Origin of the sequence: Ancylobacter oerskovii (assembly GCF_018390555.1) — a bacterium.
Lineage (GTDB): Bacteria > Pseudomonadota > Alphaproteobacteria > Rhizobiales > Xanthobacteraceae > Ancylobacter > Ancylobacter oerskovii.
Genome location: NZ_JAHBGB010000044.1, coordinates 598503 through 616323 on the forward strand (window position 1 = coordinate 598503; position 17821 = coordinate 616323).

Consider the following 17821-nt stretch of genomic DNA (forward strand, 5'->3'; position numbering starts at 1 on the left):
CCGTTGCCGCACGTCGTCCCGCGCAAAAAGCACAGGCTGCCGCCGGGAGGCAACGGGAAATCCCCGTTCGGGCGTGCCGGCAGGCTTGCCAGCGGCCCCCTCCCGCGCTAACCCGCCGCGATACGGCGCCATGCGCGGCGGCGACAAGGCAGAGGCCCGCCATGATCCTGCGATTCTTCCGCCGGGACGACGGACGCGAGACAATCCAGCGGCTCTATGGCGCGATCGTGGCGTCCTCGCGCGATCCCGCCTATTACACGGAGTATGGCGTCGCCGACAGCATCGCCGGCCGCTTCGAGATGATCCTGCTGCACGCCTTCCTGCTGTTCCACCGCCTCAAGGACGAGGGCGAGGCGGGCAAGGAGCTGGGCCAGCGGGTGTTCGACGCCTTCTGCAGGGACATGGACGCCAATCTGCGCGAGATGGGCGTCGGCGACCTGACGGTGCCGAAGAAGATGAAGAACGTCGCTTCGGCTTTCTATGGCCGCGTCGGCGTCTATGATGCGGCGCTCGGCGGGCCGGAGGCCGAGCTCGTCGAGGCGCTGCTGCGCAACGTCTACGCCTCCTCGCCGGAGCGCCGCGCCGAGGCCGGGGCGCTGGCGGTGCGGCTGCGCCAGCTGGCGGCGGCGCTCACGGCGACGCCGTTCGAGACCCTTGCGCGCGGCGAGCTGCCCCTGCCGGCGGCCGGCGCGTCCCCCTTCGTGGAGAACACACCCTCATGAGCGATGCGGCTCCCCTGACCCATCCCGTCCTCGTCGCCACCATCCCCGATGACGGCATGACCGTGAAACTCGCGCCCGACGCGGCGACGCGCGCGGCGCTGGCCAAGGATTTCGGCATTGCCGGCATTCCCAAGCTCACCGCCACGGTGACGCTGATGCCCCAGCGCGGCGGCGTGCGGGTGGAGGGCCATCTCGACGCCGTGGTGCGGCAGAACTGCGTGGTCACGCTCGAGGATTTCGATGCGCCGGTGAGCGAGGACATCGAGTTGAGCTTCGCCCCGGCCGACAAGCTGCCGGAGATCCGGCCCGGCCAGGAGATCGAGGTAAGCGAGCAGGACATCCCCGATCCGATCGTCGACGGCGTTATCGACGTCGGCGCGGTGGTGGCGGAATTCCTGGCGCTGGGGCTCGATCCCTATCCGCGCAAGCCCGGGGTGGCGTTCGAGACGCCGGACGCGCCGGGAGCGGAGGAAGCCTCGCCCTTCGCGGCGCTCGCGCGGCTGAAGAAGTCCGAGGGCGGCGGCGGCGACTGACCGGAAAGTTGCTCCGCGGCGGCGAGCCGCTATTGTCACGCGCCCGCAACTGGGGCATGCCCTCATGTCCCGGCGGCGAGCCGCCGGCCCCGAATGAACGAGATCAGTAGCGCTTCATGTCATCGCCCGTTCGAATCGCGCTCGACGTCATGGGAGGAGACCACGGCGCCGACGTCGTGCTTCCCGGCGCCGCCCTCGCGCTGACGCGGCACCCGGACATCCGTTTCCTGCTGTTCGGCGACGAGACGAAGATCCGCGCCATCCTCGCCCGGCATCCCAAGCTCGCCGAGGCGAGCTCGATCGTCCATACCGACGTCGTCGTCACCATGGAGGACAAGCCGAGCCAGGCGCTGCGGCGCGGCCGCAAGGTGTCCTCCATGTGGAAGGCGATCGACGCGGTGCGCCTCCACGAGGCCGATTGCGCGGTCTCGGCCGGCAATACCGGCGCGCTGATGGCGATGGCCAAGGTCAATCTCAAGACCATGGAGGGCATCTCCCGTCCCGCCATCGCCTGCCTGTGGCCGACGCTGCGCGGCGAGAGCGTGGTGCTCGACGTCGGCGCCTCGATCGGCGCCACCGCGCAGCATCTCGTCGACATGGCGGTGATGGGCGCGGCGATGGCGCGCATCGTCTTCGACATCGAGAAGCCCAAGGTCGGCCTGCTCAATGTCGGGGTCGAGGAGATCAAGGGCGTCGAGGAGGTCAAGGAGGCCGGGGCGACGCTGAAGGCCGCCGAGCATCCCGGGCTCGACTATCGCGGCTTCGTCGAGGGCAACGACATCGGCCGCGGCGTGGTCGACGTGGTGGTGACGGAGGGCTTCTCCGGCAACATCGCGCTCAAGACCGCCGAGGGCACCGCCAAGCAGTTCGCCGAGCTGCTGCGCGGGGTGATGCGCTCCAGCCTGATGGCGAAGATCGGCTATCTGTTCGCCCGCGGCGCTTTCGCGCTGCTGCGGGAGAAGCTCGACCCGCGCAAGTCCAATGGCGGCGTGTTCCTCGGGCTCAACGGCGTGGTGATCAAGAGCCACGGCGGCACCGATGCCGAGGGCTTCGCCTCGGCGATCGACATCGGCTACGACATGGTGCGCTACGCCTTGCTGTCGCGCATCGAGGCGGGCATCAAGGGGCGGCCGCGCGCGGGCACCTCGCCGGATGGGGACGGCTCCGCCGACGGGGCGGCGTCGTCAGAATTGCAGGTTTCATCGTGAGCAGCTTGACTTCAGTGGTGCGCGGCGTCGGCGCCTATCTGCCGGCCCGTACCCTCTCCAATGCCGACCTCGCCCAGATGGTCGACACTTCCGACGAATGGATCGTCCAGCGCACCGGCATCCGGGAGCGGCATATCGCCGCCGACGACGAGGTGACGAGCGACCTCGCCATCCGCGCGGCGCGGGCGGCGCTCGACAATGCCGGGCTGAAGCCGGAGGACATCGACCTCATCGTGCTCGCCACCTCGACGCCGGACAACACCTTCCCCGCCTCGGCGGTGACGGTGCAGGCCGGGCTCGGCATCACCCACGGCGCCGCCTTCGACGTGCAGGCGGTGTGCTCGGGCTTCGTCTACGCGCTGGCGACCGCCGACAATTTCCTCAAGGCCGGCAGCTTCCGCCGGGCGCTGGTGATCGGCGCCGAGACCTTCTCGCGCATCCTCGACTGGTCGGACCGCACCACCTGCGTGCTGTTCGGCGACGGCGCCGGCGCGCTGGTGCTGGAGGCGGTGCCGACCACCGGCGCGCCCGACGAGCGCGGCGTGCTCACCAGCCATCTGCGCTCGGACGGCCGGCACAAGAACAAGCTCTATGTCGATGGCGGCGTGTCCTCCACCAAGACCACCGGCTTCCTGCGCATGGAAGGCCGCGAGGTGTTCCGCCACGCGGTGGGCATGATCACCGACGTGATCACCGATGCCTACAACGCCACCGGACTCGATTCCTCGACCATCGACTGGTTCGTGCCGCACCAGGCCAATCGCCGCATCATCGACGCCAGCGCGGTGAAGCTCGGCATCGCGCCGGAAAAGGTGGTACTGACCGTCGACCGGCACGGCAACACCTCGGCCGCCTCGATCCCGCTGGCGCTCGCCACCGCGGTCGGCGACGGGCGGATCAAGGCCGGCGATATTGTGCTGCTGGAAGCGATGGGCGGCGGCTTCACCTGGGCCTCGGCGCTGGTCCGCTGGTAGGGCGGGCGCCTCGAGCTTCGCCGGATGCGCGTCCCCGTTGACCTGTGCGGGCGACGGCGCCTAGGTTGACGCAAGGCATCGCCACAACACGAAGAAGGCGGAGACGGGTCAATGGCAGGGCGGACGATCACGCGCGCGGATCTTTGCGAGGCGGTGTACCAGCGTGTAGGGCTGTCGCGGACCGAATCCGCCGCGCTGGTGGAGACCGTGCTCAGCGAGATCGCCGATTGCGTGGCGAAGGGCGAGACGGTGAAGCTGTCCTCCTTCGGCTCCTTCGTGGTGCGGCAGAAGGGCGAGCGCATCGGCCGCAACCCGAAGACCGGCGAGGAGGTGCCGATCGCCCCGCGCCGGGTCATGGTCTTCAAGCCGTCCAACATCCTGAAGCAGCAGATCAACGGCCTCGACGCCACCGAAGAGTGAGGCGGGCCGTGTCGTGAGCCGCAGGGAGGAAAGCTTCGCCGTGGAGAAGAGCCCGGACGCCTTCCGCACCATCAGCGAGGTCGCCGAAGAGCTCGATCTGCCGCAGCACGTGCTGCGTTTCTGGGAAACCAAGTTTCCGCAGATCCGCCCGCTGAAGCGCGGCGGCGGTCGTCGCTACTACCGGCCGGACGACGTCGAGCTGCTGCGCGGCATCCGTCATCTGCTCTACGGGGAAGGCTACACCATTCGCGGTGTCCAGCGCATCCTCAAGGAGGAGGGGCCGCGCTACGTGCAGGCCTTGCTGCGCGAGGCGATGGGCGAGGGTGCCGCCGAAGACGGCGACGCGAGGCCGGCGCCGGAAGGGCGGACCTCCGCGCTGGGCGGCTTCTTCGGGCTGCTGCCGGGGCGCCGCGGCGGCGCGGCGGCGCCGGAGCGCGAGAGCGAGCCGGCACCGCGCCGGCCGGCGCGGCGGCGCGACCCCGAGGACGAACCGAACTTCCTCGATATGCCGCTGCTGCCGGATATGGAGCCGCAGCGTGCCGAATCGCGCCATTCCGAGCCGCGTCACGTCGAGCCGCGCTTCGACCCGCCGGAGGATGCGGAGGATTTCGATCCGCCGGCCGGGGCGCCGGAACCGGACGGGCCGGTGTTCCCGTTCCGCGGCGTCGGCGGCGAACCGGGGCATCCCGCGTCCGCGCCCCGCCATGCGGGGGAACCCTTCGCCGCGCCGCCCTTCGACGAGGACGAGCCGCCGGCGCGCCTGACCGCCTTCCGTCCCGTGCAGGGACCGGAGGACGGGCTTTCGGAAGAGCAGCTGGCCCAGTTGCGGGCGGCGCTGGTCGACCTGCAGGAATGCTACCGCCTGCTGCTGGAAGCCCGCCGGGGCGAGAGCTGAGCGCGCGTTCCGCGCGGCCTCAGGAACCTTCGTCCCGGCGTGGCGTTCACTCCAGAGCCGTCAGTCGACCACGGCGAGATCGACCTTCGCGACCCCGCGCTGACGGAAGCCGAGGCTCTCCGCGGCGGCGGTCGAGACGTCGATGATGCGACCGCGGATGAAGGGGCCGCGATCGTTGATGCGCACGACGACCGACCGGCCATTGGCCGTGTTGGTCACCCGCACCTTGGTCCCGAAGGGCAAGGAGCGATGCGCGGCGGTGAGGGCGCGGGCATTGTGCCGCTCACCATTGGCGGTGCGTCCGCCATAGCCGTAATAGGACGCCATCCCGCTGGAGGCGGCCGTTTTTTTCGAGATTGCCGAGTTTGCTGAAGCAGCATTGCCGCTGGCGGCGAAGATGACCGCGGCGGCGAGCGTCGCTCCCGCGATCCGTCCCATTCCCCAAGCCGTCAATACCTCTGTCCTTCTCCTGTTGCATCCACGGGATTCGGATGGAAAAGGAGTGTGGCTGCAGAACAGCTATTTCATGTCAGGAATGTGATTTCGCGAATCTGTCCATGGAATACCCCATGCATAATTCGCGAGCCGACAGGCTGATTGTGACAGTCTTCGCGACCTGTTGTCGAGACTGATCGCAGCGGTGATGTGGGTTATACGCAGAAGAGATTCAAGACATCCTTGGCGCGAATTCTTATCCTGCCGCAAAGAGAAACCGGCGGTTTTTTCGCTGTCGGGCAAACGGCTTCTCCCACGGTCATGCCCCTTGGGAAGGAGCCGATACGCCGCACGGCCCCGCGGCCGGAGGGCCCGTCCGGGCGCGTCGCGGGCCGGGGAGGCGGCCCCCTTCGCAGGCCGCATGGATTTGTGGCGCCGAGCGGTGCTATTGACGCGGCAACAGTTCGGGCGTGCCGGATCCGGCCGCGCAGGCGAGGAGCATCATCATGACGGCGAAGATCAACGCAGCCCTCGGTCCGGTCGCCGGCGACGTCGGGGAACTGCTCGGCGCGCTCGGCGTCGAGCCGGCGCTCTGGCAGGATGGCGGGCGCGCCGTGCGCTCGCCCGTCACCGGCGAGGTGGTGGCGCATGTCGCGGAGGCGACGGCCGCCGATGTCGGCGCGGCGGTCGCGCGCTCGGTGGCCGCCTTCCACGCCTGGCGCACGGTGCCGGCGCCGCGCCGCGGCGAGCTGGTGCGCCTGCTCGGCGAGGAATTGCGCGCCCACAAGGCGGCGCTCGGCCGCCTCGTCACGCTGGAAGCCGGCAAGATCGTCTCCGAGGGCCTCGGCGAGGTGCAGGAGATGATCGACATCTGCGATTTCGCGGTCGGCCTGTCGCGGCAGCTTTACGGCCTCACCATCGCCTCCGAGCGGCCCGGCCACCGCATGATGGAGACCTGGCACCCGGTCGGCCCGGTCGGCATCATCACCGCCTTTAACTTCCCGGTCGCGGTATGGTCGTGGAACGCGGCGCTGGCGCTGGTCTGCGGCGACAGCCTCATCTGGAAGCCGTCCGAAAAGACCCCGCTCACCGCGCTCGCCGTGCAGGCGCTGTTCGAGCGCGCCGCCGCCGCCTTCGGCGATGCGCCGGAGGGCCTGTCGCAGGTGCTGGTGGGCGGCGGCGAGATCGGCTCGTCGCTGGTCGACGATCCCCGCGTGCCGGTGATCTCGGCGACCGGCTCCACCCGCATGGGCCGCATCGTCGGCGAGCGGGTGGCCAAGCGCTTCGGCCGCTCCATCCTGGAACTCGGCGGCAACAACGCCGCCATCGTCTGCCCCTCGGCCGATCTCGACCTTTCCCTGCGCGGCATCGCCTTCGCCGCCATGGGCACCGCCGGCCAGCGCTGCACCACGCTGCGCCGCCTGATCGTCAATGAGGGCGTCTATGAGGAACTGGTGCCGCGCCTCGCCAAGGCCTACGCCTCCGTCACCATCGGCGACCCGCGCGCGGACGGCACGCTGATCGGCCCGCTGATCGACAAGGCGGCGTTCGAGGGCATGCAGACGGCGCTGGAACAGGCCCGCGCCGCCGGTGCCACCGTACATGGCGGCGAGCGCGTGGCGGTGCCGGGCGCGCCGGAGGCCTATTATGTCCGCCCGGCGCTGGTGGAGATCGACGAGCAGGCCGAGGTGGTGAAGCACGAGACCTTCGCGCCGATTCTCTATGTGCTGCGCGTCGGCGGCCTCGACGAGGCGATCGCGCTGCAGAACGGCGTGCCGCAGGGGCTCTCCTCCTCGATCTTCACCAACGACCTGCGCGAGGCGGAGACCTTCCTGTCGGCGGAAGGCTCGGACTGCGGCATCGCCAATGTGAATATCGGCCCCTCGGGCGCCGAGATCGGCGGCGCCTTCGGCGGCGAGAAGGAGACGGGCGGCGGCCGCGAGGCCGGCTCCGACGCCTGGAAGGCCTATATGCGGCGGGCCACCAACACCATCAATTTCTCCCGCGCGCTGCCGCTGGCGCAGGGCGTGTCCTTCGACGTGGGAGAGTGAGGCGGGGCGCTTCCATGCATCCCCGACATGGAACGCCCTTATCCCGAGGTGCGAGCGACGGCGAGCCTCGAAGGATGCTCAGCGCAGCTGGATGACCATCCTTCGAGGCCGGGCTCCGCCCGGCACCTCAGGATGAGGTGGCTCGGGGGACGGGAAGAGCAGGCGTTTCTATCCTGTCGATGCGATCTCCGAACAGGATGAGATAGCTCGGGGGACGGGAAGAGCCGGGGCGGGCCTTTCTAGTCCGCCGGCCGCCAGCGCGTCACCACGGCGGCGGCGTCCGGGCGCGGCCGGTCGGGACTGGCGACCGTCGGCCGGCCGATATGGATGAAGCCGGCGACCTTCTCGCCGGCCCCGAGGCCGAGGAGCGCCGCCGCCTGCGGGTCGCGCCCCGGCCATTTCAGCAGCCATTGCGTGGCGAGGCCGAGCGCGCTCGCCGCCACGGTCAGCGCCATGCCGGCGGCGCCGGCGGAGAGCTCCTGGTTCCATTCCGGCACCTTGGCGGCCGGGTCCGGCCGGCTCACCAGCACCACGGTCAGCGGCGCGCGCATCAGGTACAGCGTCCACATATCGACCTTGGACGGCGGCAGCTCGGGGTTCTGCCGCGCATAGAGCGCGTCGAGCCGGCTGCCGAGGACGGCCCGTGCCTCGCCCTCGATGACGATGAAGCGCCAGGGCGTCAGCCGGCCATGGTCGGGCACCCGCAGCGCCAGCTCGAACAGGCGATCGAGCTCCTCCGGCGTCGGCGCCGGCCCGCCGAGGCTGCGCAGCGGCGCCGAGCGGCGGCCGGCGAGCCGCTCGATCATCGGCTCCAGCGCCGGCGGCGGCGCGAAGTCGGGATCGCGGACGAGCTCGGCGCTCGCGTGTTCATGGGCCATGGCGGATCTCCGGTCGATGGGTGCGGCGACTATACACGATCCGCGACGGGGCGAGGGCAGGCGTTGAGGCGCAGGTGCTTGACGGCCGGTCGCCGCGTCCTAGTTCGCCTTGGGTCAACGGAGCCCGTCCCCATGAGTTTCCTCATCCGCGTCGTGTTCGCCATTGCCGCCTGCGCCCTGATGGCGGTGGCGGCGGTGCTGCTGGTCTACGCCCCCTATACCGCCCTGCGCGAGGGATTGGGGGGCGACACGCTGGTGCATGAGGCGCTGCTCAACATCGTCGGCTATCTCATCGTCGCCATCGCGCTGTTCGACGTCGCCAAATATTTCTTCGAGGAGGAAGTGCCGGCCAATCGCGAGAAGCGCACCGCCGCCGATGCGCGGCGCGGCCTGACCAAGTTCCTCTCCACCATCATCATCGCGCTTTTCCTCGAGGCGCTGGTCCTGCTGTTCGAGACCGCCCGCGAGGAGGTGGCGGAGGTGGTCTATCCGGCGCTGCTGGTGGTGATCGGCTGCGTGGCGCTGGTGTCACTCGGCCTGTTCCAGCGCCTCAGCGCCTCGGTGGAGCGCGAAGTGGGGCCGGAAACGCCGCCGCGGGAGCAGGCGGCGGGGGATATATCCCCCAATGAGGGGCCGGCCCCGCTTGCATCGCCGGGATCAAATCGCTAGAGAGACAGCGCCTCACGGCGTCGGAGCGTAGCGCAGCCCGGTTAGCGCACTAGTCTGGGGGACTAGGGGTCGGAGGTTCAAATCCTCTCGCTCCGACCATTAAGGTCTTGATTTTACACAAAATCTGACTTCCCCGGAAAGGGGTTGCGGGGTCGCAAAGGGAACGGAAATCCCGAAAAGACCCTTGTGAGAGCGAAAAGTCCCGAAGCCGCTTCCGAATGTCCCCGGTGCGGATGCTCCCGCGCCCATCGCTCCCGCCGCCATCCCGTTTCGAACGGTGGTCGTCCGTCCGGCCGGGTTTTCCCGCGTCAGGCCGTCGTGGGGGGCCCGGCGATTGACGATGCAGGGGGCATCATGAGTAATGCCGGCTGGCTGTCGTCCAGCTTGTTCGATTTTATTGAGAAATTATGAATATTTCCATCTTTCATTGGCGCGCGAAGGAAACGCTCGGCAATTTCGGCGATGCGCTGACCTTGCTGTACCAGGCGCGCATGTTCGAAGGGCCGTGCCTGTTCCGCACCGGCACGGTGCATCTCGTGGGCAGCGTCATTTCCGACCGCCAGATCGCCAAGACCAGCGCCAGGGGGCCGCATGAGGATGCCGGGCCGGGCCGGGCGGTGTTCTGGGGCTGCGGCAAGCGCGACGCCAAGCCCCTGCCGCCGCTCGCCGAGCGCCGGGCAATCTTCCTCGGCATACGCGGGGAGCATTCGCGGCTGGCGCTGGACCTGCCGAGGAACACGCCGCTCGGCGACACCGCGCTGCTGCTGCCGAAGTTCTACACACCGGCGGTGAACCCCGAGACGGCGGGAAAGGTGCTCTGGGTTCCCCATGTGCATCATCCCAAGGTGACGGTGGAAACGCTCGGCACCGACATGGATTCGGTGATCATGAGCCCGGCCATTCCCAACACGGTCGCGGCCTGCGAGGCGTTCATCGACGCCATCGCCTCCGCGCGCTTCGTCATGGCGAACGCCATGCATGCGGCGGTGGTCGCGCTGGCCTATGGCGTACCGTTCGCCTTCTGGAGCGGGAAATATCTGGATGTCCCGTTCAAATGGCAGGACTTCGCCAGCGGGGTCGGCTTCACCTTGCCCTTCGCCCCGTCGCTGGCCGAGGGCATGCGGCTCTTCGAGGAGGTGCGTCCCGACCGCTTCATGGCGGAATGGGACCCGGCGCCGCTGATGGAGGTCGCGCCCTATCGCTTCCGGGCGACGGCGTGACGGTGCTGTCCGGTCGAGGAGGCGGCGACGACGCGATGAGCGCCCATCCCCTATCCATTCGCGAGGCTGGCCGCGACGACATGGAGGCGGTGCAGGCCATCTATGCGCACCATGTCCTGCACGGCCTCGCCAGCTTCGAGACGGTTCCGCCCTCGGTCGCCGATCTCATCGCCCGGCGGGAGGCGGTGAGGGCCGCCGGCTTGCCCTATCTGGTGGCGGAACGCGAGGGCAGGGTGGTCGGCTATTGCTACGCCACCGCCTATCGGCCGCGCGCCGCCTATCGGCACACGATCGAGGATTCGGTCTATGTCGCGGAGGGACAGGCCGGGCGCGGCATCGGCAGCGCCCTGCTGGACGAGCTGATCCGGCGCTGCGAGGCCGGGCCCTGGCGCCAGATGCTGGCGGTAATCGGCAATAGCGGCAACGAGGGATCGATCGCCCTGCATCGGCGATATGGCTTCGAGACCGTCGGCACGCTGAAAGCGGTGGGCTTCAAGTTCGGCCGCTGGGTGGACACGGTGCTGATGCAGCGTCCGCTCGGGAGCGGCGGCGACACCTTGCCGGCCCGTGTGCCGGACGTGCCGGACGCCTGAGGGCGCCATGCTTCCGCCGCCGATGCGCGATTGTCGCCGGCGGGCGGCCGCGAGCGAGAGGCGGCGGCCGGCAGGGGCGCGTCTCCGGGGGGAGCTTGCGCTGCCGGCCGCCTTCCGCGGCCGAGGGGCCGGTGCCGCGGTGAGAGGCTAGCCCTTCATCTTCTGCAGGGCCTGCGCGCAGCCCACCGACATCTCCTTGCCGTGCGCCTTGAGGCACTTCAACAGGCGTCCGCCGCCGGGCTGCACGCCGGTGCACAGGCGCTCGATGTCGGACTTGCAGTATTTCGCGAGGTCGCCCTCCTGGGCCAGCGCCGTGCCGGCGGTCGCGGCCAGGGCGAGTGCGATCAGAATCATGCGCATCGACGTTCCTCCTCGGTATCGGCGGGGATCCAATAGTCGAGGCGGCGAGGCCCGGCGATGGCGATTCTTGGTCGCATCGCGAGGCCGGGCCTCCGCCTGTCCGCCATCGCGCTTGACCGCGTGCACGCGCCGGTTGGTGTGATCCGATGCCGCCGCCGCGCCGGGCGATCGGCAGCTTCCGCTACGATCTTCAGTATTGAAACTCGTCACTCAGGCAAGTTTCCAATTTCGTGTAGAGGATGGAAGCGTATTCGCGACAATTATTCGCTTATTTAATGTGTAATAATTCCAATCTTTGCGATTTTATTGACACTCACGGCATCGTTATAATAATGCGTTTCTGAAATTTCATGAAAAATGGCTGCGAATTAAAGCGATCTGCCATTTTTATTTACGTTACGTCAACTCCCGAGGATGTGTGGAATGCAGGCGCATTTGATGTGCCGAGCCTCCTGGCTTGCCCTGTCGCTGATGCTCATGCCGGCGGCGTCTCCCGCGCTGGCGCAATCGCAGGGCGAGGCCTCGATCTCGCTCGATACCGTCCAGGTGACCGGCGCCGACGAGAAGGACGACACCAAGGGCTATGTCGCGCGGCGCACCACCGCCGGCACCAAGACGGATTCCGCCATCGAGACGACGCCGATCTCCATCTCGGTGGTCACCGACACGCAGATCGAGGTGCAGGGATCGCAGACCGTGCAGGAAGCGCTGCGCTACGAGGCCGGAGTCATCTCGGATGCCCGCCCGGGCAACCGTTACGACAGCATCATCATGCGCGGCTTCGGCGGCTTCGGCGGCAATGCCAACTACGTGCAGTTCTGGGACGGCATGCGCCTGTTCAAGGGATTGAACTATGCGGTGCCCAGCATCGATCCCTATCTGCTCGAGAGCATCAATATCGTCCGCGGCCCGATGTCCACCATCTACGGCCAGACCAATCCGGGCGGCAGCATCGACCTCGTCAGCAAATGGCCGGACCCGAACGCGCGCAACGAGATCCTCGCCGGCGTCGGCAGCTATGGCGAGGCCGAGCTCGGCCTCGACCTGAACGGCAAGCTGCTGCCGGACGGCTCGGCGCTCTACCGCCTCATCGCGCTGGGGCGGCTGAGCGACAGCGAGGTCAACGGCTCGGAAGGCGAGCGCATCCTCGTGGCGCCGATGGTGGCCTTCAAGCCCACCGAGAACACCCGCGTCGAGCTGCAGGCGACCTATGAGCGCGACCCGGAGAGCTACTACTCCACCTGGCTGCCGGCGCTCGGCACGTTGCAGGCCAACCCCAACGGGCAGATCCCGCGCAATTTCTCGCCCAATGAGAGCCCCTATTCCGGCTTCGACCGCACGCAGACCAGCCTGAGCTACCGCATCGAGCACGATGTCGACACGGTGTGGACCCTGCGCCAGAACTTCCGCTACATGTGGCTGGATACCGATTTCAAGGCGCTCTCCGCGGTGGCGACGTCGAGCGTGTGGGCTTCGGCGGCCAATTGCCAGGGCCATTCCTATCTGTGCATGGGCTTTTCGCCCTCGCGCTACATCGAATCGCTGGAAGGCCTGACCCTCGACAACCAGGCGCAGGCGACATTCTCCACCGGCGCGCTGGACCACACGATGCTGTTCGGCGTCGACCTGCAGCGCTACGACGCCGACGCCACCTATGGCAGCGGCAGCACGGTGTATGTGAACTACCTGTCGCCGGCCTGGACCAGCATCGCCTCGCCCAAGCTGACGACCAGCCAGTCGGCCGACCGCACCCAGCTCGGCGGCTATGTGCAGGACCAGATCACCATCGGCAACTGGCACGCGCTGCTCGGTATCCGCGAGGACTATCTCGACAGCGACACCACCACCGAGACGCTGTCGAACGGCAACAAGGTGAGCTATTCGGGCGACGACACCGCCTTCACCTATCGCGGCGGGCTGCTCTACCAGTTCGACAACGGCATCGCTCCCTATGTGAGCTACGCCACCTCCTTCGATCCGGTGATGGGCACCGGCCATGGCGGCGTTCCGTTCGAGCCGACCACGGCGCGGCAGTTCGAGGCCGGCGTGAAGTACCAGCCCACCACCTTCAACGGGCTGTTCACCGCCTCCTATTACGAACTGACCCAGCAGAACGTGCTGACCACCGACACCCAGCACACCAGCACCAACACCGCCGTCACTCTGTGCAGCAGCAGCACCTGCCAGACCCAGACCGGCGAGGTCGAATCCCACGGCTTCGAATTCTCCGGCAAGGCCGAGGTGCTCGCCGGCCTCAACCTCACGGTCGCCTACAGCTACACGGACGCGGTGGTCACCCAGAGCAACGTCGCCGGCGTCCAGGGCAAGGTGCCGGTGGGCGTGCCGCGCAACGCCGCCTCGGCCTGGCTCGACTACACCTGGAACACCGGCGTGCTGGCCGGCCTGACGCTGGGCGGCGGCGCGCGCTATGTCGGGGAGAGCTACGGCGACCAGACCAACACGGCGGCGATGGTGGTGCCGGACCGGGTGCTGTTCGACGCCGCCCTGCATTACGATTTCGGCGGCACGCCGGGGGCAGGGGATGGCTGGCGGGCCTCGCTCACCGCGCAGAACCTCGCCGACAAATACTATGTGTCCGCCTGCGCTTCGGCCTATCAGTGCTTCGTCGGCACCGGCCGCAGCGTTCTGGCGACCCTAGCCTATCATTGGTGACGCCGGCGCGGGAACGCCGGCGCCGGATGCGCGTTGACTCCCACGGCCGCGCGACGCCGACCGCCCGCGGCGGCCCCGACGAGGAGGCTTCCCGATGTCCATCGCCGATCATTCGCTCGAAACGCCGGCCACCATTCCCGCCGTCCGGGTGCGGGCGGGATCGGCGGAGTTCGACATACTGACGCTCGACGAGGCGCTGTCCTTCGCGCAGGCCAACCCGCATCCGCGCGGCGATTATGACGGCCTGATCCGCCGCCTGCAGATCGCCACCGACCCGGAGGACGTGATCGAGGCCGGCAACGCCTTCCGCTGGTGGGCGGAATCGAACGGCATCGCCGTCGAGCCGCACGCCTAGCGGCGGTCCCGCTTCCCTCACGCCACGTTCAGGATGAGCGCCGCCAGCACGAGATAGCGGCCGACCTTGGCGAGGGTGACCAGCAGCAGGAACACCGGGAAAGGCTCGCGCATCACCCCGGCCACCAGGGTGAGGGGATCGCCGATCACCGGCGCCCAGCTCAGCAGCAACGACCATTTGCCGTAGCGCCGGTACCAGTTCTGGGCGCGCGCGAGTTGCGCCGGCGAGGCGGGGAACCAGCGCCGGTCGGCATAGTGCTCGATGAATCGGCCGAGCCACCAGTTGACCACCGAGCCGAGCACGTTGCCGGCGCTGGCGACGGCGATCAGCAGCGCCGCCGGCTGCTTGCCGGCGACCAGCAGGCCGGCGAGCACCGCCTCGGATTGCATCGGCAGGATGGTTGCGGCGACGAGCGCGGCGAGGAAGAGCCCGGCATAGGCGGCGAGATCGATCATCCGCGCCTTCTAGCCAATCCGCGCGCCATCGGCCATCTCCGAGCGCGCCTCTCCGAACGCGCCTCTCCGCATCGGCATGTGCGTGCATAGGCGCGTGCTCGCGAATGCCGGCGACGGGAGTGGCGGGCATCATTGCATCGGAAGGTAAATATTCCCGCTCGCCGTTCTGCGCAGGGCGCATTGCTGGCGCGCGGGATTCACGCTTCTTGGATGCTGCGTCGCACACTATGTTTCCCTGGTCCTTGTTGCTGTGCAGCAAGATCCAAGAGGAGAACATCGTCATGCAGATCGACCAGATCGGCATCGCCTTGCGGACGGCCTTTGCGCGCCGCCGCCAGTATCGCCAGACCCAGCGTGAGCTTGAAGCCTATAGCGACCGCGAGCTCGCCGAGCTCGGCCTCAGCCGCGCCGACATCCACAGCCTCGCTCTGCAGGCCGCCGAGAACGTTCCTCAGGAAGCGCTGCAGCGTCGCCTGCGTCTCGTCACTGCTATCTGAGTACCGTTTATCGGTGCTTCAGGCCTGCGCTTGGCGCATGGCGACGATCAAGGCTGCCGCGGGTTCTCCGGCGGCGGCGCGAAGGCGGTCTCGCGCTCGATGTCGAGCACGTCCGCCGGTCGCGCGAACGGTGCGGGCGCCTGTGCGCCCGGCCGGCGCGGACGGCCGATCCGCCGGAAGAACGCCTCCAGCCCGTTCGGCACGATCGTCCAGGTGAAGACGAGATTCTCGTCGCCCTCATTGACGAACATGTGCCGGCGGTGGCGGCCGAGGAAGAGGGCCGATCCCGGCCGCATCGGGTGCTCCGCCCCGTCGATCACCGCGCGCCCGCGCCCGTGCAGCACGAAGATGATTTCCTCGCTGCGGTCATGGGCGTGCTCGCGCACATGCCCGCCGGGCGGCACCGTCTGGGTACCGAAGCCGAGCGGATGCTCCATCGCCACCTCGTCCGGGGCGAAGATCACCTCGACATGACCGTTGGCCGGCATGGGCTGCCAGTAGCTGGCGCCTTCTCCGAGCTGGCGAACCAGCACCGCGCCGGCTTCCGCTTGCGCCGGCGCCTCGCGCATCCGTTCCGACATCCGCCTGCTCCCGCTGTCGCTCAGAGGATGGCCTGTCCCGCATATAGGCGTCGCCCGCGAGGACCGGAAGGCATCGCCGCGCGCGGCCGGCGCCTCAATCGCGGAAATAGGCGGGCCAGCGGGCGCGCAGGTCCGGCGTGAAGGCCAGCGACTTCGACAGATGGTTGCGCAGCGCCGCCCCTGCCTGCGCCGCCTCGCCGGCGGCGATGCCGGCGGCGATGGCGCGGTGATCGGCGATCACCTGCTCGGCCTTGCCGGGAATCGGCAGATGCAGCCGGCGGATGCGGTCGATATGGCCGGAATGGCGCCGCGCCAGCACCCACAGGTCGGGCACGCCCACCGCCTCGAAGAACAGCCGGTGGAAGTCGCGGTCGGCGACATGGAACGCCTCGAGGTCGCCCCGGCCGAGCAGGGTGGCCTGGATGTCGATGGCGGTCTCCAGCCGCTCGGCCACCGGACGGCGCTCCGCCGCCGGCAGCGCGGCCAGCATCCGCACCGCCTCCTGCTCGATGGAGCGGCGCAGGAACTGCGCCTGCCGGGCGAGCTTCAGGTCGATCGGGCTCACCACCGTGGCATGCTGCGGGAAGATCTCGACGAGAGATTCTTCCTGCAGCCGCAGCAGCGCGTCGCGCACCGGCGTCGAGGAGAAGCCGAACAGCTGCTGCAGCTCGGCACGCGAGATCACCGTGCCGGGCGGCAGCTGCAGATTGACGATCCGTTCGCGCAGATAATCGAACACCTGCGGCGCCGCATGGCGGTGCGGATCGCGTGGGGGGCGTGGAATCGCGGTCACGTTCATGACGGCATCCTACACCAGTCTCGGCTTGACTTCACTGATGCATTAGCGCTTTAGTGCATTCATGCTCGAGGAGCCCAGCCCGCACAGACGGGCGTTGGAGGGGAGGCACGAGGCCGCGCCAACGGTCCGCCTCCACCGGTCCTGACGGACGAACAGGAGGAAACATGTCCCGCATCGACCTTTCCCGCGCGCCGACCCGCCGCGCCGCGCTCGCCTCGCTGGCGGTGCTGGCCGCCTTTGCCGCCGGCCCGTTCACCGGCGCGGCCATGGCATATCCCGACCGGCCGGTCACCGTCGTGGTGCCGTTCCCGCCCGGCGGCGCCTCGGATTCCACCGCCCGCCTCGTCGCCGCGAAGATGCCGGAGACGCTCGGCCAGTCGGTGGTGATCGACAATCGGCCCGGCGCCAACGGCGCTACCGGCGCCCAGCATGTGAAGAATTCGCCGGCCGACGGCTACACGCTGCTGGTCGGCTCCATCGGCGTCTTCGCCATCAATTCGGCGCTCAACCCGGCGCTCGGCTACGATCCGAAGACCGATTTCGACCTCGTCACCGTGGCGGTGCGCACGCCCAACGTGCTGGTGGCGACGCCTTCCTTCCCGGCCAATTCGGTGAAGGAGCTGGTCGACTACCTGAAGAAGAACCCGGACAAGGTGACCTTCGCCTCCTCCGGCGTAGGATCCTCCGATCATCTCACCGCGGCGCTGTTCTGGCAGAAGACCGGCACGTCCGGCATCCATGTGCCCTACAAGGGCGGCGGCCCGGCCATCGGCGACCTCATCGCCGGCCATGCCGACGTGTCGTTCCAGAATCTTGGCGCCGTCGCCAACCACATCAAGGCCGGCAAGCTGAAGGTGCTGGGCGTCACCGCCGCCGCCCGCAACCCGGTGCTGCCGGACGTGCCGACCATGAAGGAAGCCGGCGTCGACGGGCTCGAGGTCTATTCCTGGCAGGCCGCCGCCGCGCCCAAGGGGCTTCCCGCCGACGTGAAGGCGAAGGTGGTGAAGGCGTTCGCCGCCGGCCTCGCCGCGCCGGACGTGAAGGCGAAGTTCAACGAGATGGGCTTCGAGGTGGTCGCCAACACGCCGGAGGAATTCGCCGCCTTCCAGAAGGCGGAGGAGGAGCGCTGGCGCCAGGTGGTGAAGGCGGGCAACATCGTCACGCAGTGAGGCGGGGGCGTGGGCCGGGAGGCCGGCTCATGGAGCGCCGTCGTCTTGAGAGTGCCGGCCTTTCCTATCCTCTCCCCGACCGAACTCGGCTGTTGCCGAGTTCGGTTCCGGCAAGGTCGAAACCGGATACATCCGGTTTCGATGGGGAGGTGGCCCGCGAAGCGGGCTCGGTGAGGGGAGACACCATTGGGAAGCGTCGAAGACCCCTCATCCCATCCCTCTCCCCGCCGGGGAGAGGGAGCTTTGCCGCTCTTTCGGCAATGACGGGCCAGACTCTCGGGATGACGAAGAGACAGGGGAATGTTGTCGGTCCGCGGTGCTCCTTCCTGCCGTG

Annotated in this window: 20 protein-coding genes and 1 tRNA gene; 15 read left to right on the forward strand and 6 right to left on the reverse strand. The window is 68.6% G+C overall.

All coding sequences use genetic code 11. The annotated features are described in order from the left end of the window. The first annotated feature begins 161 nt into the window (after window positions 1-161). From KHC19_RS23750 to KHC19_RS26505, 6 genes are all read left to right on the forward strand, one after another. Window positions 162-722: a ubiquinol-cytochrome C chaperone family protein gene (locus KHC19_RS23750; protein WP_213356002.1), complete on the forward strand. Its 561-nt coding sequence runs from the start codon at window positions 162-164 to the stop codon at window positions 720-722. Continuing rightward, window positions 719-1255 carry a YceD family protein gene (locus tag KHC19_RS23755; RefSeq protein WP_213356003.1) on the forward strand — a complete coding sequence of 179 codons (537 nt, stop codon included), beginning with the start codon at window positions 719-721 and terminating at the stop codon, window positions 1253-1255. The genes KHC19_RS23750 and KHC19_RS23755 overlap by 4 nt, the downstream gene beginning before the upstream one ends. Before the next feature lie 116 nt (window positions 1256-1371). Beyond that, entirely contained in the window at window positions 1372-2463 is a 1092-nt protein-coding gene (gene plsX / locus KHC19_RS23760; RefSeq protein ID WP_213356004.1) for a phosphate acyltransferase PlsX, read from the forward strand. Then, the gene (locus KHC19_RS23765; RefSeq protein WP_343207788.1) at window positions 2460-3437 is read left to right on the forward strand and encodes a beta-ketoacyl-ACP synthase III; all 978 of its coding nucleotides are present in this window, start codon (window positions 2460-2462) and stop codon (window positions 3435-3437) included. Before plsX ends, KHC19_RS23765 begins: the two co-directional genes overlap by 4 nt. Window positions 3438-3548: 111 nt before the next feature. Next, on the forward strand, window positions 3549-3857 hold the full coding sequence (locus KHC19_RS23770) for an integration host factor subunit alpha (RefSeq protein ID WP_213356006.1): 309 nt from the start codon (window positions 3549-3551) through the stop codon (window positions 3855-3857). 40 nt (window positions 3858-3897) lie between these two features. After that, window positions 3898-4752: a MerR family transcriptional regulator gene (locus KHC19_RS26505; protein WP_417281962.1), complete on the forward strand. Its 855-nt coding sequence runs from the start codon at window positions 3898-3900 to the stop codon at window positions 4750-4752. 60 nt (window positions 4753-4812) lie between these two features. On the opposite strand, the gene KHC19_RS23780 is transcribed toward KHC19_RS26505, so the two are convergent. Continuing rightward, the gene (locus tag KHC19_RS23780; RefSeq protein ID WP_213356008.1) at window positions 4813-5190 is read right to left on the reverse strand and encodes a septal ring lytic transglycosylase RlpA family protein; all 378 of its coding nucleotides are present in this window, start codon (window positions 5188-5190) and stop codon (window positions 4813-4815) included. Between the two features lie 503 nt (window positions 5191-5693). Here KHC19_RS23780 and amaB point away from each other — a divergent pair. Continuing rightward, window positions 5694-7238, forward strand: a complete 1545-nt coding sequence (amaB, locus tag KHC19_RS23785; RefSeq protein WP_213356010.1) for an L-piperidine-6-carboxylate dehydrogenase — start codon at window positions 5694-5696, stop codon at window positions 7236-7238. Window positions 7239-7477: 239 nt separating this feature from the next. Here the strand turns inward: amaB and KHC19_RS23790 are convergent, their stop codons facing one another. After that, on the reverse strand, window positions 7478-8116 hold the full coding sequence (locus tag KHC19_RS23790; RefSeq protein WP_213356011.1) for a nitroreductase family protein: 639 nt from the start codon (window positions 8114-8116) through the stop codon (window positions 7478-7480). A gap of 132 nt (window positions 8117-8248) precedes the next feature. Between KHC19_RS23790 and KHC19_RS23795 the strand changes: the two genes are divergently transcribed. The 4 genes from KHC19_RS23795 to KHC19_RS23810 all read left to right on the forward strand — a co-directional run bounded on the left by KHC19_RS23795 (window position 8249) and on the right by KHC19_RS23810 (window position 10598). Beyond that, window positions 8249-8785, forward strand: coding sequence for a GNAT family acetyltransferase (locus tag KHC19_RS23795; protein ID WP_213356012.1), 537 nt, complete (start codon window positions 8249-8251; stop codon window positions 8783-8785). A 21-nt stretch (window positions 8786-8806) separates the two neighbouring features. Further along, window positions 8807-8884: transfer RNA gene (locus KHC19_RS23800), tRNA-Pro, on the forward strand. A gap of 308 nt (window positions 8885-9192) precedes the next feature. Then, window positions 9193-10005: a polysaccharide pyruvyl transferase family protein gene (locus KHC19_RS23805; RefSeq protein WP_213356013.1), complete on the forward strand. Its 813-nt coding sequence runs from the start codon at window positions 9193-9195 to the stop codon at window positions 10003-10005. A gap of 35 nt (window positions 10006-10040) precedes the next feature. Beyond that, entirely contained in the window at window positions 10041-10598 is a 558-nt protein-coding gene (locus tag KHC19_RS23810; protein WP_213356014.1) for a GNAT family N-acetyltransferase, read from the forward strand. A 147-nt stretch (window positions 10599-10745) separates the two neighbouring features. Here KHC19_RS23810 and KHC19_RS23815 read toward each other — a convergent pair whose 3' ends face one another. Continuing rightward, window positions 10746-10958: a cysteine rich repeat-containing protein gene (locus KHC19_RS23815; protein WP_213356015.1), complete on the reverse strand. Its 213-nt coding sequence runs from the start codon at window positions 10956-10958 to the stop codon at window positions 10746-10748. Window positions 10959-11381: 423 nt separating this feature from the next. Between KHC19_RS23815 and KHC19_RS23820 the strand changes: the two genes are divergently transcribed. Together KHC19_RS23820 and KHC19_RS23825 are read left to right on the forward strand one after the other, a co-directional pair. Beyond that, a complete protein-coding gene (locus KHC19_RS23820) occupies window positions 11382-13631 on the forward strand; it encodes a TonB-dependent siderophore receptor (RefSeq protein ID WP_246549449.1) in 2250 nt (749 codons plus the stop codon). A gap of 94 nt (window positions 13632-13725) precedes the next feature. Next, window positions 13726-13986 carry a hypothetical protein gene (locus KHC19_RS23825; RefSeq protein WP_213356016.1) on the forward strand — a complete coding sequence of 87 codons (261 nt, stop codon included), beginning with the start codon at window positions 13726-13728 and terminating at the stop codon, window positions 13984-13986. Window positions 13987-14003: 17 nt separating this feature from the next. Here the strand turns inward: KHC19_RS23825 and KHC19_RS23830 are convergent, their stop codons facing one another. After that, entirely contained in the window at window positions 14004-14441 is a 438-nt protein-coding gene (locus KHC19_RS23830) for a YqaA family protein (protein WP_213356018.1), read from the reverse strand. A 119-nt stretch (window positions 14442-14560) separates the two neighbouring features. Between KHC19_RS23830 and KHC19_RS26510 the strand changes: the two genes are divergently transcribed. Continuing rightward, the gene (locus KHC19_RS26510; protein WP_425514537.1) at window positions 14561-14938 is read left to right on the forward strand and encodes a YjiS-like domain-containing protein; all 378 of its coding nucleotides are present in this window, start codon (window positions 14561-14563) and stop codon (window positions 14936-14938) included. A 47-nt stretch (window positions 14939-14985) separates the two neighbouring features. On the opposite strand, the gene KHC19_RS23840 is transcribed toward KHC19_RS26510, so the two are convergent. Together KHC19_RS23840 and KHC19_RS23845 are read right to left on the reverse strand one after the other, a co-directional pair. Beyond that, entirely contained in the window at window positions 14986-15519 is a 534-nt protein-coding gene (locus tag KHC19_RS23840) for a cupin domain-containing protein (RefSeq protein ID WP_213356020.1), read from the reverse strand. Between the two features lie 94 nt (window positions 15520-15613). Next, window positions 15614-16318 (reverse strand): GntR family transcriptional regulator, encoded by a 705-nt coding sequence (locus tag KHC19_RS23845; RefSeq protein ID WP_213356022.1) that lies wholly within the window; start codon window positions 16316-16318, stop codon window positions 15614-15616. A gap of 164 nt (window positions 16319-16482) precedes the next feature. Here KHC19_RS23845 and KHC19_RS23850 point away from each other — a divergent pair, with 164 nt between their 5' ends. Continuing rightward, on the forward strand, window positions 16483-17487 hold the full coding sequence (locus KHC19_RS23850) for a Bug family tripartite tricarboxylate transporter substrate binding protein (RefSeq protein WP_213356023.1): 1005 nt from the start codon (window positions 16483-16485) through the stop codon (window positions 17485-17487). The last annotated feature ends 334 nt before the right edge of the window (window positions 17488-17821 follow it).